The organism is Streptomyces lincolnensis (assembly GCF_021173675.1).
GTDB lineage: Bacteria > Actinomycetota > Actinomycetes > Streptomycetales > Streptomycetaceae > Streptomyces > Streptomyces lincolnensis_B.
Window position 1 is genome coordinate 106600 of the sequence record NZ_JAIHON010000014.1, and the last position, 15640, is coordinate 122239.

Here is a 15640-nt window from a genome sequence, read left to right on the forward strand (position 1 = left end):
CCGGCAGCACGCAAAAGACCCGACCGCTGGCGACGGGGGATGCACCAGCGATCGGGCTATGGCCAAGACTAACAACGCCGGTCGGGCAGCGGGAGCCGACTGCTCGGCCACAGCGGGAAGTTGTGATCGGGATCACTCGTTCTGTACGTCGGTGAGGCCCTGAATCCATGAGACCGGCCGTGTCCTCGGCGCGCCCGGCCGGTGTCCTCAGTCGCCGCACGGAGGCTCGTACGACAGCCGGGGCAGGTACTCGTGCCACTTCTCCGGAGTGAGAACACCCCTGGTGGTGGAGCAGATGTGGCGGATGGCCCGGTCGACGTCCAGGTTCCACAGCCGGACCGTGTCGGTGCCGCTGGACACGCCCAGCATGTGGCTCTTGGGGCTGAACGACAGGAAGTTGCCCGTCTTCGCCCCTGGGCTCATCGACTGGCCGATCGGCCCGGCGTCCGAGGGGTCGCCGACCTTCCACAGCCGGATCGTGTTGTCGTTGCCGCCACTGGCCAGGGTGCGCCCGTCCTCGCTGAACGTGAGCGAGGCGACCGCCTCGGTGTGCCCGGTCAGGGGCGGGCCCAGCGGGGAGGCCTCGCGGGGCTCGGTGACGTTCCACAGCCGGAGCGTGTCGTCGTCGCTGCCGCCGGCCAGCGTCCGGCCGTCGGGACTGTAGGCGAGCACGTTGACGGGGCCCTCGGGCCCCCTGAGCGGGGTGCCCTCCAGGGTGGGGCGGGCCGGATCGGTGACGTTCCACAGCCGGACGGTGGCGTCCGCGCTGCCGCTGGCCAGGGTGCGGCCGTCCGGGCTGAAGACGAGGGCGTTGACATAGCCCCGGTGACCGGTGAGCGGCTTGCCCCAGGGGACGACGTGGGAGGGGTCGGTGACATTCCACAGCTGGGCCGTGCGGACGTCGTAGGCGGTGGCGAGGGTGCGCCCGTCCGGGCTGAAGGCGAGGGCCTCGGGGCCCATGAACCGGGTGCGCAGGGCGATCGGCGGACCGTGCGAGACCGGGCGCGCCGGATCGCTGACGTCCCACAGGTACACCGTGCGGCTGCCCGTCAGCGCCGCGAGGGTGCGGCCGTCGGGGGAGAACAGCAGCTGCGAGGCGCCGTCCCCGGGTTTGAACGGCTTGTTGAGCGTCACCGGGCGCTCCGGCCGGTCCACGTTCCACAGTCGGACGCTGCCGTCCCGCGCGGCCGTGGCCAGCACCCGCCCGTCCGGGCGGAACGCGCCGTCACGGCCGACCATGTCCGAGGTCGGCAGCGCCCACAGGCGGACCTTGCTGTCGCCGCTGCCGGTGGCGAGGGTGCGGCCGTCGGGGCTGAAGCCCAGCGCGTACATCTCGCCGCTGCTCCCGGCGAGCGGCTCGCCCACCTGCGCCGGGTTCGCGGGGTCGCTGACGTTCCACAGGCTCGCGGTGCTGTCCGCGCTGGCCGCGGCGAGCGTATGGCCGTCCGGGCCGAAGGCCACCGACCAGATGGGGCCCGTGTGCCCGGTCAGCGGCGCGCCGAGCTGGGCGGCGCGGGCCGGGTCGGCCACGTCCCACAGCCGGACGGTGTCGTCCGCGCCACCGCTGGCGAGGGTGCGGCCGTCGGGGCTGAAGGCCACCGAGTGCACCAGGTCCGTGTGCCCGGTCAGCGTGCGGATCTTCGCCGGCCGGTTCCGGTCGGCCAGGTCCCACAGCCGGATCGTGTCGTCGTCGCCCCCGGTGGCCAGGGTCCGCCCGTCCGGGCTGAACGCCACCGCCCGAACGGCGGCCGTGTGGCCCTTGAGCGGCGCCCCGATCTGCTTGGCGTGCTCCGGCTCGGTCATGTCCCACAGGCGTACGGTGCGGTCCTCGCCGACCGAGGCCAGGGTCCGCCCGTCCGGGCTGAACGCGATCAGGTAGATCGTGCCGGCGTGGCCGGTCAGCGGGGCGCCGATCGCGCGTGGGCGGGCGGGATCGCGTACGTCGTACAGCCGGACGGTTCCGTCGTCCCCGGCGGTGGCCAGGGTGTGGCCGTCCGGGCTGAAGACCGAGCTGCTCACCCAGCTGGTGTGGCCGGTGAGCGGCTTGCCCAGGGGCTTGGGGCGGGACGGGTCGGAGACGTCCCACAGCCGCACGGTGCGGTCGTAGCTGGCGGTGGCCAGGGTCCGGCCGTCCGGGCTGAAGGAGGTGAGGTAGACGGCGCCGGTGTGGCCGAGCAGGGGAGTGGCCAGCGGCGCGTTGACGATCGAGACCAGCCGGTTGTTGGTGCCCTCGTCGTCCGGCCGCAGGTCGTGGGCGACCAGGTCGAGCTGGGCGGAGAGCGAGGGGTCCGTGTACTGGACGCGGTCGGCCTCGGCGACCACCTGCTCGAACACGGCGTCGTTGCGCTGCTGCCAGGCCACCACCGCCGAGCCGACGGCGACGATCGCCAGGACCACCAGGGCCGACACGGCACCGCGGCTGATCCACACCGTGCGCCGGCGCAGCCGCACCGAGGCGGCCAGGAAGTCCACCGCGCCGCGGGTGAGGAAGGTGTCCCCGGCGGACTTCGCCCAGGTGTGGGCCTGCTCCAGGCGTGATCCCCGGTACAGCAGGGAGGAGTCGCGGCCGGAGCCCTCCCAGGCCCGGCCGTCCTCCTCCAGCCGCTGGCGCAGCAGGTTGCTGTCCCGGTCCTCGTCGATCCAGTCGCGCAGCCGGGGCCAGGCGTGCAGCAGTGCCTCATGGGTGATCTCGACGGTCTCCGCGTCGAGCGTCACCAGCCGGGCCCGCACCAGGGCCTCCAGCGACTCCTCCGTCTTGCCCGGGTCCGTAGACTCCGCCGCCAACTGCCGGCGCGTGCCCCGGCGGCGGGTGGCCTGGGTGTCCTCGCCCAGCCGCACCAGCCGGAGCAGCAGCAGCCGTGCGGCCGTCCGCGCCGCCGGATCCAGCGCCGACCAGGCCCGCTCGGCGGTGGCCGCCACCGCTCCCTGGATACCGCCGGCCGCGCGGTACCCGGCCAGCGTCAGCTTCCCGGCCTTCCTGCGCTGCCAGGTGGCCAGCAGGGCGTGCGACATCAGGGGCAGCACCCCGGCGTCGTGCGAACCCCGCGGCCCGTCCGCGCTCACCTCCCGCACGATCAGCTCCGCGAGCCCCGGCTCCAGCTCCAGCCCCACCGCCTTGGCCGGCCCCGTCACCGCCTCCCGCAACTCCGCCGTGGTCAGCGGCCCGAGCACCATGTGCCGGTGCTGCAGGGCGTCGGCCAGCTCGGGGTGGCGCAGGCACTGCTCGTAGAAGTCGGCGCGGATGCCGAGTACGACGAGGGCGGGGGGCGCGCCCGCGGGGGTGGACGCGGCGTGCAGGATCCGGATGAACGTACGGCGGTCGTCCTCGTCGGGGCAGAGGGTGAAGGACTCCTCGAACTGGTCGACGATGACGACGGGAGGGGCCGGAGGGGGCGGAGGGACGGCAGGCGACGGAGTGGCCGGATGGGCCGGATGGTCTGGTGATCCCACCGATTTCGCAGCCGCCGCAGATGCCACCGACGCCGCAGCTGCCGCCTCCCGCGGCGCCCAGGCCGCGAAGGCCGCCTTGACCGCGTCGGCGTCGATCTCCTCCTCCGCCCCGGCGGGGACGACGTCGGCGAGTTCAGGGACGCGCCGTACCAGCTCCTTGACGGGATCGGCCCCGGGGACGAGCTGGAGGACGGGCCTGGTCTCCGGGCCGAGGGCCCCGTTCCGCAGGGCGGGCACCAGGCCGGCGTTGAGGAGGGAGGACTTCCCGGCGCCCGAGGCGCCGACCAGCATGACCACGCCGCCCGTGGGCCGCGCCTCGCGCAACAGGTCGACCAGGGCGTCCGTGCTCCGCTCCCGGCCGAAGAACCAGCGGGCGTCCTGGCGCCGGTAGGAGGCCAGCCCCCGATACGGACACACGCCCCCGGCGACGGCGGGGGCGTCGGCCCGTTCCGCCTGCTCCTCGCCCGGCTCCGCGCCGCCCGCGGCTCCCTGGGCCGGGTCGGCCACCGCGCGCTCCCACAGCCGCTGCCACTGGGCCAGGTCGTACAGCCCGCCCGACACCGGAACCGGCCGCGCGCGCCGCGCCTGGGGGATCAGGACGTGCAGCACCGCTGCCAGCGCGCCGAACTGGGCCGGTACGTTCTTCGCCCGCCGCCAGTCACTGATCCGCTGCGCGGACACCCGTACGGGACGCCCTCGCTCGTCGACCCGCTGAAGCCGTACGACCGCCTCGGACACGCTCTTGAGGGGCGGATTGCCGGCCTCCTTGTAGAGCAGCGCGAGGCGCTCGGCGAAGGCCGTGCGTGCCCCGGAGTCGGCACTCAAGGTCTCCACCCCTTACTTTCCGCGCGCTTGAACATCCGGACCGGAAAACTCACTTTATACGGCTGACCTGCGAAGAAGCCGTCCGTCCGGCACCGGAACCTCCTCGACCGGATCGTCAGCTGGCAGGATCCCGACCCAGCAGCACAGCAACCGGACGTCGCCCACACAGGCCACCAGCCCAGTGCCCGGAAGGGCAACGCATGACGCCGTACGGTCTCGGCCGACTTCCATGCGATCCACCATCCGCCGAAGACGCTCGCCCGGTGAGCCCGGCGGAACGGTATGGATCCGGACAAGTGTAAGGATCCACGGGAAACCGTGTGGATCCGCCTGGACCTATAGGGATCCCGCGCCTGCCATGGAGATCCGCACGACCCCTGTGGGGGACCGTCGGATTCCATGAAGGCCCGGGAACCCTCCGGCCCGCACCGTCCGGTACCGGTCCCCACGAGGGGAGGGACCGGTACCGGACGTCGCGACTCCGCTCGGCAACGGAAACCGAGTAGCGGGTCTGGGTTAACGGGTCCGAGCAGCGGGCCTGAGTAGCGGAACTGAGTATCTGCGCCCTGGTAGCCCCCACGGAGATCCGAAACCCTCGACCCATGAGCATGAACATGAATATGAGTCGGAGCAGCCGGAGTCCGAGCCGAGGACTGCTGAAACACCGCCTGCTCCCGCCCGTCGCGCTGGCCGCGATCTCCGTCGCCCTCTGGGCCGCCTGGCTCGGCTGGGACCAGAAGCGGGACGTCCACCCCGACGGCTCGACCACCGGCCCCTACGAGGCCTGGCAGGTCGTCGGCCTGGCCCTGACGCTCCTGGCTCCGGTCTGCTGGGCGGCCGCCCGCCGGCACCCCGCCGCCGCGGTGGGCGGCACCACCGCCGGCCTGGCCGTCGCCGCGTTCTACGACTGGTCGGACGACGCCACCGGCCTCTTCGGCGTCGGCGTCGCCCTGGTCACGCTGGGCAGCCTCGCCTCGACCGCCCTGGTCACGATCGTGATCACGGCCATGAAACAAGACACACCCCCCGCGCAGAACGGCTCCCTCCTGCCAAGCTCGGGTACGTGACGTACGTAGTGACCGTGGACACCTGCATCCCGGAGGGCACTCCGGAGATGGACCCACTTCAACGAGCGGGCGCGGTGGCGCTCATCGAGGACGGCTTCGACTCCGTCAAGTCCGTCGAGGGACCCGACGGCGTGGAGGTCGACCTCGTCGACACCATCGTGGCCGTCCACCCGGGCGGCGCCCTGCTGAAGGTCGTGGTGGACGCTCCGGCGCTGGAGTTCGCCGAGGACGCGGTGCAGGCGCTGGTGGACGAACTGCTGGAACGTTCCGAGCTGCTGGCGGACTGGCGGATCGACCGGTGCGAGGTCGAACTCCACCAGGGCCTGGCCAAGGAGAGCCTCGACGCGGCCGACGGCCCCGACGCCCCGCCCGAGGACCCGGCCGCCCGCAAGGCCCGGCACGCCGAGCGCGCGACCGCCGGGAGCACCGAAGAGAGCCACGACACCGACACGAAGGCCACGGCCGTACGGGACCGGATGCTGGCGCTGGCGGACGAACTGCGGTCGTTCTCCCCGGCGGTGTTCGGTGTGCGCGACACCGGTGACAAGGAGCACGGCGTCCCGCCGGACAGCGCCAGACTCGCCGCCGGCGCCCTGGTCCACGCGACCGGCCTCCTGGTGGACGAACTGTTCGAGGACGTCCAGGTCCTCACCCAGGAGGACACCAACGTCGCCGAGTGCGAGGGCCCCCTGTGGCACCTGGAACACCTGCCCGACCGGTACGCCCTCCGCTACGACGCCCCCTTCGCCCGCCGCTTCCTGGTCACCGTGATCGCCATGACCACCCGCTTCACCGACGGCAGCTTCCGCCGGCTCAGTTGCGTGGCCGAGGAACTCGCCCTCCGCTTCCTGCTCGGCCAGGCGACCACCGTCCTGGAGCTCTACAACCTCCTGGACGACGACGTCTCCTGCGCCCTCGACACCTTCGCCGACACCGTCTACGACGGCATGGACCACGAGTGGCTCTACGGCGACCCGACGGACACCGACGACGAACGCCCCCTCAGCGACGCCGCCGCCCTCGGCATCGCCCCCACGACCCCCGTGGCCTTCGCTTCCTGGTTCACCCCGTTCGCCGAGGACCGCTACCTCCACCCGTCCGCGACGGACGAACCGACGCCCTGAACCGACGAGTACAGGGTGCCGTCCGTCGTCGAGGCCGTTGCGTCGAGGCCGTTGTGTCGAAGTCGCTGTCGAAGAGGGCGGCGACCGGTGCGCCGGGACCAGCGGAGAGCGATGAGGCCCAGCGCGGCCACAAGGACCACGACACCGATGATCAACAAGTAGCCCAGACCTTCCGCGGCCACTCCGATGATTCCCAGCACGACGGCGACCAGAACGAGAAACAGGAAGAGGGCCATGACGCGTACGCCTCCCTGGCGTCGCTGCCGACCGAGGGTGCCTTCTTCACCAGCCTCTTGGCGTAGGAGACCTTGACGTATCCGGGCCCGAGGATCGCCTCGTCGAGGGGTACGAAGGACAGCTGGTGGCGGGTGGGCAGTCCGGTCCGCACCGTCGCCATGGCCGGCTCGTCGGTGCTGGTGTCGACGTAGACCGCTTCGAGTACGCCGATCTTGTGGCCCTTGGGGTCGACGACGCTGCGGTTGCGCCACTCGCGGATGTCGGCTGCATGGATCATGGCCTGCCTCCTGAGCCGTTGATCAGGGTCGGTGCGAGCCGCCCCTTGCGGAAGTCGCCGCCCACTGAGCCCGGTAGCCGTCTGTTCTTCCAGATTATCCGGGAACGTCCGCGTCGCGCCCTCGCGCGGCGACGGTATCGACCCTGACGGCCGACAGCCGTGCAGACAGGCGTCGAGCAGTCAGGCGTGCGGGGCAGGACGCGCTGACGTCGCACCGTATCCCCTCTGGTGGGTGGCCGCGGCGGTGCTGGTCTAGCGCCGGGATCGTCAGGAGCGCTGGGACCGTCGCCACAGCCGTCAGAACCGGGCGCGTTGGCGGCGCGAGGACGGCCGGGACCGCGCACACCGCAGGTGACCGGCCATGGCGACGGTACGGCCCGGACGCTCCCGGAACCGATACAGCGGGAGCTGCGCCGAGCGCTGAGGCACCTCCACGCTGCGGACCGGAGACGACGGCGTGCGCACCCGGCGGAGTGAGCGCACCACCGCTCGTACTCCCTCGCTGCGTGCTCCTCGATCAGTCCGTCGGTGAACGGGGCGGTGGGGCCCGCCAGTTGCCCCGTTTCACGGGACCCGGCCACTCGTGGTCCAGCCGATGGTCCGGCGACGGAGACCGGCAGGTCACCTGGGGTGAGGAGTACGACGGCGGCGCGACGGGAAGCGGCCGCGGCCCCCGTCCCGTTGGTCCCGCCGTTCACTGCTGACCGGCGCCTCGGACCGGTCCGGCCCCACCGGGGGCTGCGGCGCGCCGCGGCCGCGGTGGCCCGGCCGAGGGGCGCTGTACCGGTGCACGGCGATTCTGTCGGCGTGCTGGAGGTTGAGCCGGTGGATCACGTACGCCGCGGCCGCGATGAGAACCACGAAGGCGACGGCTGTCAGGAAGGCGTTCATCGTGGCCGCCTCACATACCGACGATCAGGGGGCCGACCCGACCGGCCGGACCGGTCTGTCGCGGAACGGCCGCGGACACCGCTGCCGCGCCGCCCTCGTCCTCCCATGCCTCGTCCCGGTCCGATGAGTCCAAGGACTCGTCGGTCACGGAGACGCCGTGCAGGGCCTCGTCCGCGGCGACGAGGGCGCTCGCGGTCAGTGGCGGGCCGTCGTAGTCGGACGCGGCAGCCATCAGCCGGGCCGCCGCCTCCGCCCCGGTCTCGGGCGGGATGACCAGCAGGTCCCAGCGGCCGGTGCCGTAGGAGAGCAGCAGCAGCTTGTGCGGGTCGATCTCCGTCGTGAACCAGCCGACCTTGACGACGCGGCCGTGCACGGGAACCTTGCGGGGGATGATCGGCCAGTGCGTCGGGTTCACGGCGACACGGGTGATGCGGCCCCACAAGGGGTCCAACGCGTCGGTCAGTGAGGGCAGTTCGCTCAGCAGATCCCGGGAGCGGGGCCACCAGGCACCGTCCAGGAGTCCGCGGGAGGTGCCGTCGGCCTTCAGCGCGAGACGCGCGGCCGGGGCGGCGACGGGCTCGTGGTGCGACGGGAACGGATGCAAGGTCGCCGACATGATGCAGACCTGTCTCCGGGCCGCCTCTGCGGCAGCCCGGGTTTCATGGTTCACCGAGAACGACCCGGCGTGGAAGCCGGTGTGCGAAATGCTCTCGGTACCCTCCACAGTACTCCGCGCTCAGCCGCGGCGGCGGAGTCGTCCGTCCACAGCCTCCGGGCGTGGTGGCCGCGCCCCTGCGACCCTCGTGGAACTGCCCCGGCTGCTCGCCTGGTTGCCGCGCGCCTGGGGGCGCGTCACGAGTGTCACGGCCGGCGGGGCGGTGTGGTCCGCGGTGCCCGGCCGGATGCTCGTCTCCCACCAGGTCGTACGGCTGCGCGGGAACCCGGCGGCGTCCGCCGCGCACGCCGCCGCCGCGGAACCGCTCGTGGCGGCCGCGACAAACGGTCGCGTCTGATCAGGTCCGCCACGGGCTGCCCGGCGGGTTCCGCCGTCACAGGGGTGGTCGCGGTCGTCGGCGGGCCGGTGTCCGTACTCGTGACGGCCATCAGCCGTGCGGCCGAACGGGCGTCGGTCTCCGGGGGTATCACCAGGAGGTCCCAGCGGCCCGCCGTATAGGACAGCAGCAGGATCCTGTGCGGATCCCGCTCCGACGTGAACCAACCGACCTTCACCACATGGTCGTTGACGAGGATCTTGCGCGGGAGGGTCGGCCAGAGGCGCGGGTCGACGGAGATGTGGGTGATCCGTCCCCACAGCGGATCCAGCACGTCCGCCAGAGCGGAGAGTTCATGAGCCAGGTCACGTGAGCGAGGCCACCAGGCCCCGTCCAGCCCGACGCGTCCTGGCGCGGGACTCACGGGCTTCAGCGCGAGGCGCGCGGTCGGTGCCCTGAAGGGAACGGACCGTAGCGGAGGATGGGAGGTCGTCGCGGACATCGCGCGAACCCGTCTCCGGACCCCTGCGCGAGGGCAGCCGCCCGGTGTCGTTGCTCACCGGGAACGAAACCGGCATCGGAGCCGGTGTGCGAAATGCTCCCGATGAATGCACGCTACTCCTCGAAGAGCCCGAACGGCCCGCCCCTGGACGCCGCCCCGCTCCCGTCGCCAACCGCCCTCACGCCACGGGCCCTGCCCTGATCGACTGGACGATCCGCTCTCCGTCCTGACCGGCGAACCCCCAGAAAGAAGGCCGTGATCCACAGAACCGCCCCCGGCAATCCCCCAAACCACTCAGGGGCCCGACCCGCGATGCGGATCAGGCCCCTGACCTGGTGTTTCATCTGTCGGGGTGGCGGGATTTGAACCCACGACCTCTTCGTCCCGAACGAAGCGCGCTGCCAAGCTGCGCTACACCCCGATTGTCGCTGCTCGTCGCGGCGACGTCGTTTACTTTAGCCCACCGGTGGCCGGAGACGAAATCCGGTTTTGGCCCGGTGGCGGACGGGGTTGGGGCGGGCGTGGTCGAGGGCGACGAGGAGGACGGCGAGGGCGTAGAAGCTGAGGCCGAGGAGGAGGGCGTTGCCGAGGACGCTCTTGTAGCCGTGCTGGTCGACGTCGAGGAAGGGGTAGAGGTAGCGGTCGGGGGTGCCGGGGAGGAGCAGTTCGCCGCGGCCGAGGGAGAAGGCCAGGTAGGCGAGGGGGTAGAGGAGCCAGGGTGCGGCCTGGCGGAGGTGCAGGCGGCCGGGGGCGGTCAGCAGGAGCCAGTCCAGGAGGGCCGTGGCGGGGACCGCTGTGTGGATGAGGTGGTGGGCGAGGGTGTGCCAGGTCCAGCCCCAGCCTGTCGAGGTCGTGGCGCCGTCTGTCAGGGGGCTCGTCGTCGCGAAGGGGCTCGCCTCGTTCGCCAGGAGCAGGTGGTGCACCAGCGCCGTGATCGTGACGTAGAGGAGGACCGCGCCGGTCATGGCCGACGGCAGGGGGCGGCGGGCGCTCCACGCGCGGCGGGCCGAGGCCAGCGTGACCAGGGTCAGCAGGATGGCGCTCTGGACCGAGAAGAAGCTCAGGACCCGGGTCGGGCTGCCGAGGAGCAGGGCCAGCGTCACCCCCGCGGCCGCCAGCAGTGCCACCAGCAGGCGGTACGTGGCGGCCAGCGGGCGGCGCACGGGGGTCACCACCGCCGTGGCGGGGACGGGGGAGGGCAGCAGCGCGGGCACACCGGGGAGGGCGGGCAGATCCGGGATGTCCCTGGGTATGGGGGCGGTCATGCCCTCACGCTAGGCAGGGCCGACAAAAGGGGCGATACGGGCGGGCCGTGCGGGTTAATCCCCGGTCCGGCACCCCAGTGGCCGTCCCCGGTCCGCCGCCTCGGTGGCCATCCCCGGTCCGGCATCTCAAGTGCCATCCCCGGTCCGGCGTCTCAGTGACCTATCCGGCCCCGCCCCGTCGGCATCAGCCGCACACCCGTCCCTACTCCCGCCCCACCAACGTCAGCAACGTCACCTCCGGCGGGCACGCGAACCGCACCGGCGTGTACCGGCTCGCCCCGCACCCCGCCGACACGTGCAGATACGCCCCACGGCCGTCCGCCAGGTGTCGGGACAGGCCCTTCACCCGGTCCGTGTCCAGGTCGCAGTTGGTGACGAAGGCGCCGTAGAAGGGGAGGCAGATCTGACCGCCGTGGGTGTGGCCCGCGAGGATCAGGGGATAGCCGTCCGCCGTGAAGGAATCCAGCACCCGGAGGTACGGGGCGTGGACGACGCCCATCGAGAAGTCCGCGCCGGCCGACGGGCCGCCGGCCACCTCCGCGTACCGGTCGCGCTTGATGTGGGGGTCGTCCAGGCCCGTGAGTTCCACCGACACGCCCTCGATCTTGAGCATGCCGCGCGTGTTCGTGAGGTTCTGCCAGCCCGCCGCGTCGAAGCCGTCCCGCAGGTCCTCCCACGGGTTGTGGATCACGCCTACGGCGGGTGCGTTGCCGTTGAGGCCGTGGCGGCCCTGGGCCTTCTCGAACAGGTAGCGGGCCGGGTTGCGGAGTGTGGGGCCGTAGTAGTCGTTGGAGCCGAAGACATAGGCGCCCGGGAACTCCATCAGGGGGCCGAGGGCGTCCAGGACCTCCGGCACGCCCTCCGGGTCCGACAGGTTGTCACCGGTGTTGATCACGAAGTCCGGACGCAGGCCGGCCAGCGAGCGGAGCCAGCGCTGCTTCTTGCGCTGGCCGCCGACCATGTGGATGTCGGAGACCTGGAGGACCCGCAGCGGGCGCATGCCCGCGGGCAGGACGGGGACCGTCACCCGTCGCAGACGGAAGGAACGGGCTTCGAAGCCCGCCGAGTAGGCCAGTCCGGCGGCGCCAACCGCCGCAATTCCCAGGGGGACTCCGTATCGCGCGCGCATGTGTCCATCGTGTCAGACCGCGGAGGTGTGTCGGACCGCGGAGCCATTCCGGACCGTTCGTCCGGGGCCCCGGAAATGCACGGGCGTCCGCCGTCGCACACCTGCGACAATCGACCCCATGACCACGCTCAAGTCGAAGCTGCAGGAAGACCTCAACTCCGCGATCAAGGAGCGCGACGAGCTCCGCTCCTCGACGCTCCGGCTGACGCTCGCCGCGATCACCAAGGAGGAGGTCGCGGGCAAGGAGAAGCGCGAGCTCTCCGACGACGAGGTCCTCAAGGTGATCACCAAGGAGGCGAAGAAGCGCCGCGAGGCGGCCGACGCCTTCGCGCAGGGTGGTCGTGCCGAGTCCGCCGAGCGGGAGAAGGCGGAGGGCGAGGTGCTCGCCGCGTACCTGCCGAAGCAGCTCAGCGACGAGGAGTTGAACGACATCGTCGGCCAGGCCGTCCAGGAGGCGAAGGCGGCCGGGGCCGAGGGGCCGCGGGCCATGGGCGCCGTCATGAAGATCGTGAACCCGAAGGTGGCCGGGCAGGCCGAGGGCGGTCGTGTCGCCGCGGTCGTGAAGAGGCTCCTCGCCGGCTGAGCACCACCCGAGCGGGTCGGCGGCCAAGGTGCTCAGCCAGCCGGCCAGCCGGCCCGCTCGGGAGACTCGGCGGCGGGCGTGAATACGTCGTCAGCCGATTTCCAGCAGTCCGAGTTCCTGTGCCCGGGCGCCCAGGGCGACCCGGCCCGTAGCTCCGACCCGCAGCATCAGGCCCTGTACTCGGCGTTGCACCGTGCGATACCCGATATTCAGACGCCGGGCAATTGTGGCGTCGTCAAGACCTGAATACATCATATTGAGAATCTTGCTCTCGATTTCGCTTATCTCCAGCACCTCAGGCAATGTCATGCGCCCCCGTCAAACGGTCCCATCACATTGTGTGCAGCTTATGGAAAATTCGAGGAAAGCGAAAGCGGAATAAATCCCACCAAGGTGATCAATCCGGTGCAAGGTAGGTGGCCTGATCAGGCCAAACCGGGTCTTCGGCTGACCTGAAACATGCGGTCACCCCTAGGGGTGACCGCATGTTGTGTCGTGCTCGAAAAGGCGATCCGGAGCTCGTGCGGCAATCCGGACGTCAGCCGTCAGCCCCGTCCGCCGTTGCCGTTGTTGCCTCCGGTCTGGCCCTGGAACCAGTTCTCCGGGATGGAGAAGGTCGGGTCCGGGAAGGCGCCTCCGGTCTGGCCCTGGTCGGTACCGCCGTCGGTCAGGCCGCCGTTGTCACCGTCGCCGTTGTCGCCATTGTCCCCGTCGTTGTCGCCGTTCCCATTTCCATTGCCGTTCCCGTTTCCGTTGCCGTCACCACGGCCCTTGTCGGGGTTCGGGTTGGGAATGGAGACGAGGTTGAAGGTCTCCACCGGCTTGCCCTCCAGGGCGCCGCTGACGGCGTCGCGCCAGATCGGGCCGGGGGTGTCACCGCCGTAGACCTCGCCGTGGTAGACGCCGCCGATGCGGATGTCGGTCATCTCGACGTTCTGCATGGCGCTGCCGACCCAGACCGCGCCCGAGATGTTCGGCGTGTAGCCGACGAACCAGGCGTTCTTGCGGGAGTCGGTGGTACCGGTCTTGCCGGCGCTCTGGCGGCCGTCCGTCAGACCGGCCTCCTTACCGGTACCGGAGTCGACCACACCGCGCAGCAGCGTGTTGATCGTGTCCGCGGTCTTCTCCTCCATGGCCCGCGAGCACGTCGACTTCGGGACCTCCAGCGACTTGCGCTCGTCCCCGACCTTCTGCGTGATCGACTCGATGGCGACCGGGGTGCAGTACATGCCGCGGGCGGCGAAGGTCGCGTACGCGTTGGCCATCGTCAGCGGCGAGAGGCCGATGGCGCCCAGGGCGATCGAGGGCGTCTCGGGCAGCTTGTCGCCGTTGCCCTGCCGGACGTGCAGGCCGTCGGTCATCTTCATGACCGGGCACAGCCCGATGTCGGAGATCATCTGCACGAAGTAGGTGTTGACCGACAGCTCCATGGCCTTCTGGAGCCGGTACGGGCCCTTCTCCGACTCGGCCTCGTTCTCCAGCTTCTCGCCGCGGGTGTTCACCCACGGCTTGCTGTCGCACGTCTGGACCGGGCTCGGGTACTCCATCTGGTACGGCGACGAGTACTCCTGCGACGCCGGCCGGCCCTCCTCCAGCGCGGCCGCCGCCACGAAGGGCTTGAACGTCGAACCGGTCGGGAAGCCGAAGTTGGAGCCGCCGTAGGCCGCGTCGACCGAGAAGTTGTACTCGGTCTCGTTCTTGCCGTAGCCGTACGGCTTCGACTGGCCCATCGCGAGGATCTTGCCGGTGCCGGGCTCGACGAGGGTGGAGGCCGCGGCGACCTTGTCGTCCTTGTAGACGTGGTCCTTGATGGACTCCTCGACCGAGTTCTGCGACTGCGGGTCGAGCGTCGTACGGATCGTCAGACCGCCCTGGTTCCAGATCTTCGCCCGGTCCTCCTTGGTCTTGCCGAAGACCGGGTCGCTCTTGAAGACGCGCTCCACGTACTTGCAGAAGAAGCTGGCGCCCTGGACGGCCGTGATGCAGCCGTTCCTGGGCCGGCTGATCTTCAGGCCCAGCGGCTGCTTCGTCGCCTCGGCTGCCTCGGTCCGGGAGATGTCACCGACCTGGGCCATGCGCTGGAGCACGATGTTGCGCCGCTTGGTGGCCTCCGCCTCGTCGTTGACCGGGTCGTACCGGCTGGGCGACTGGACGATGCCCGCGAGCAGCGCGGACTCGGCGAGGGTGAGGTCCTTGGCGTGCTTGGAGAAGTAGCGCTGGGAGGCCGCCTCGACGCCGTAGGCCTGCTGGCCGAAGAACGTGATGTTCAGGTAGTTCTCGAGGATCTTCTTCTTGCCGAGCTCCTCCTCGACCTGGATCGCGTACTTCAGTTCCTTGATCTTGCGGCCGAGGGTCTGCTGTGTGGCCTGCGCGACCTTCGTCGGGTCGTCGCCGGCCTCCTCCACGAAGACGTTCTTCACGTACTGCTGGGTGAGCGTCGAGGCGCCCTCCGAGACGCCGCCGCTCTGCGCGTTCTTGTTGAGCGCCCGCAGGACGCCCTTCAGGTCGATCGCGCCGTGCTGGTAGAAGCGCGAGTCCTCGATCGCGACGATCGCCTTCTGCATGTACGGCGAGACGTCCTTGAGGCCGACCACCGTGCGGTCACGCGAGTAGACCGTGGCGATCTGGCCGCCCTTGGCGTCGAGGATCGTGGTGCGCTGGCTCAGCGGAGGCGTCTTGAGGTTGGCCGGGAGCTCGTCGAAGCTCTCCACCGACCCCTTGGCCGCGAGTCCGAGCGCACCGGCCGCCGGCAGGGCGATGCCGGCCATCACGGCTCCCGCGAGCACACTGACACCGAGGAACTTGGCGGCCTGCTGCGTGGAGGACAGGCCTCCGCCCGAGCGCTTCTTTGGCATGGGGGCAGCCTAATCCGTACTCATGAACGTTCCGAAGGAGCGAGGGCCCTCGGGAGGTTCCCGTACCGGGATCGTGACGTGCGGGGTGGCCGAGGTCACTTGTGGGTGGGCCGTGCTGTGCTCAGGGCAAAGGTGGGTCCAAGGCAGGGCAAGGTCAGCCGCCTACCTTCTCAATCGCCGGACACGCGCGAAGGCCTTGGCCTAAGCTGCTCTCAACTGTCACAGCAGTAGGGCCACGTATCAATACGTCCGGCGACCCCGAATCGTTCCGGAGGTTCCCCAACTTTTTTGGTGGGGGCGTGTCCGAATCCGCCTCGTGTGTCATCAGGTGCCCGTTGTGACGCAACACAACTGTCCCGGTTTGCCGGGATAATCACGCATGTCGCCAGCTCACTCCCCCGGGTGATCTGCCGCTTACGCATAGTCCGTTCGGGCCATTCAAG

The 15640-nt window shown here is 70.7% G+C and carries 12 protein-coding genes, 1 tRNA gene and 1 pseudogene; 4 read left to right on the top strand and 10 right to left on the bottom strand.

What is annotated here, in order from left to right:
- Positions 1–207: 207 nt before the first annotated feature.
- On the bottom strand, positions 208–4284 hold the full coding sequence (locus K4B79_RS36095) for an nSTAND1 domain-containing NTPase (protein WP_232031649.1): 4077 nt from the start codon (positions 4282–4284) through the stop codon (positions 208–210).
- A gap of 611 nt (positions 4285–4895) precedes the next feature.
- Here K4B79_RS36095 and K4B79_RS36100 point away from each other — a divergent pair.
- Positions 4896–5342: a hypothetical protein gene (locus K4B79_RS36100; protein WP_232031650.1), complete on the top strand. Its 447-nt coding sequence runs from the start codon at positions 4896–4898 to the stop codon at positions 5340–5342.
- Positions 5339–6466, top strand: coding sequence for a hypothetical protein (locus tag K4B79_RS36105; protein ID WP_232031651.1), 1128 nt, complete (start codon positions 5339–5341; stop codon positions 6464–6466). The genes K4B79_RS36100 and K4B79_RS36105 overlap by 4 nt, the downstream gene beginning before the upstream one ends.
- 151 nt (positions 6467–6617) lie before the next feature.
- Here K4B79_RS36105 and K4B79_RS36110 read toward each other — a convergent pair whose 3' ends face one another.
- The 3 genes from K4B79_RS36110 to K4B79_RS36120 all read right to left on the bottom strand — a co-directional run bounded on the left by K4B79_RS36110 (position 6618) and on the right by K4B79_RS36120 (position 8595).
- A complete protein-coding gene (locus K4B79_RS36110; protein ID WP_232031652.1) occupies positions 6618–6980 on the bottom strand; it encodes a PRC-barrel domain-containing protein in 363 nt (120 codons plus the stop codon).
- Positions 6981–7601: 621 nt separating this feature from the next.
- Complete coding sequence (locus K4B79_RS36115; RefSeq protein ID WP_232031653.1) at positions 7602–7871, bottom strand: hypothetical protein; 270 nt, start codon at positions 7869–7871, stop codon at positions 7602–7604.
- 10 nt (positions 7872–7881) lie between these two features.
- Entirely contained in the window at positions 7882–8595 is a 714-nt protein-coding gene (locus tag K4B79_RS36120; RefSeq protein ID WP_232031654.1) for a DUF5994 family protein, read from the bottom strand.
- 79 nt (positions 8596–8674) lie between these two features.
- Here K4B79_RS36120 and K4B79_RS48395 point away from each other — a divergent pair, with 79 nt between their 5' ends.
- Positions 8675–8884: a DUF5994 family protein gene (locus K4B79_RS48395; RefSeq protein ID WP_308280574.1), complete on the top strand. Its 210-nt coding sequence runs from the start codon at positions 8675–8677 to the stop codon at positions 8882–8884.
- A gap of 145 nt (positions 8885–9029) precedes the next feature.
- Here the strand turns inward: K4B79_RS48395 and K4B79_RS48400 are convergent.
- The 4 genes and pseudogenes from K4B79_RS48400 to K4B79_RS36145 form a co-directional block, all read right to left on the bottom strand.
- Positions 9030–9365, bottom strand: a pseudogene (locus tag K4B79_RS48400) (DUF5994 family protein); the annotation flags it as partial.
- Between the two features lie 347 nt (positions 9366–9712).
- Positions 9713–9786, bottom strand: a tRNA-Pro gene (locus tag K4B79_RS36135).
- 34 nt (positions 9787–9820) lie between these two features.
- Positions 9821–10630 carry a Pr6Pr family membrane protein gene (locus K4B79_RS36140; RefSeq protein ID WP_232031655.1) on the bottom strand — a complete coding sequence of 270 codons (810 nt, stop codon included), beginning with the start codon at positions 10628–10630 and terminating at the stop codon, positions 9821–9823.
- 202 nt (positions 10631–10832) lie between these two features.
- On the bottom strand, positions 10833–11759 hold the full coding sequence (locus K4B79_RS36145; RefSeq protein WP_232031656.1) for a metallophosphoesterase: 927 nt from the start codon (positions 11757–11759) through the stop codon (positions 10833–10835).
- 118 nt (positions 11760–11877) lie between these two features.
- Here K4B79_RS36145 and K4B79_RS36150 point away from each other — a divergent pair, with 118 nt between their 5' ends.
- Positions 11878–12342, top strand: a complete 465-nt coding sequence (locus tag K4B79_RS36150; protein WP_232031657.1) for a GatB/YqeY domain-containing protein — start codon at positions 11878–11880, stop codon at positions 12340–12342.
- Between the two features lie 90 nt (positions 12343–12432).
- Here K4B79_RS36150 and K4B79_RS36155 read toward each other — a convergent pair whose 3' ends face one another.
- Together K4B79_RS36155 and K4B79_RS36160 are read right to left on the bottom strand one after the other, a co-directional pair.
- Positions 12433–12651, bottom strand: a complete 219-nt coding sequence (locus tag K4B79_RS36155; RefSeq protein WP_232031658.1) for a LuxR C-terminal-related transcriptional regulator — start codon at positions 12649–12651, stop codon at positions 12433–12435.
- 236 nt (positions 12652–12887) lie between these two features.
- Positions 12888–15197 (bottom strand): transglycosylase domain-containing protein, encoded by a 2310-nt coding sequence (locus K4B79_RS36160; protein WP_232031659.1) that lies wholly within the window; start codon positions 15195–15197, stop codon positions 12888–12890.
- Between the last annotated feature and the right edge of the window lie 443 nt (positions 15198–15640).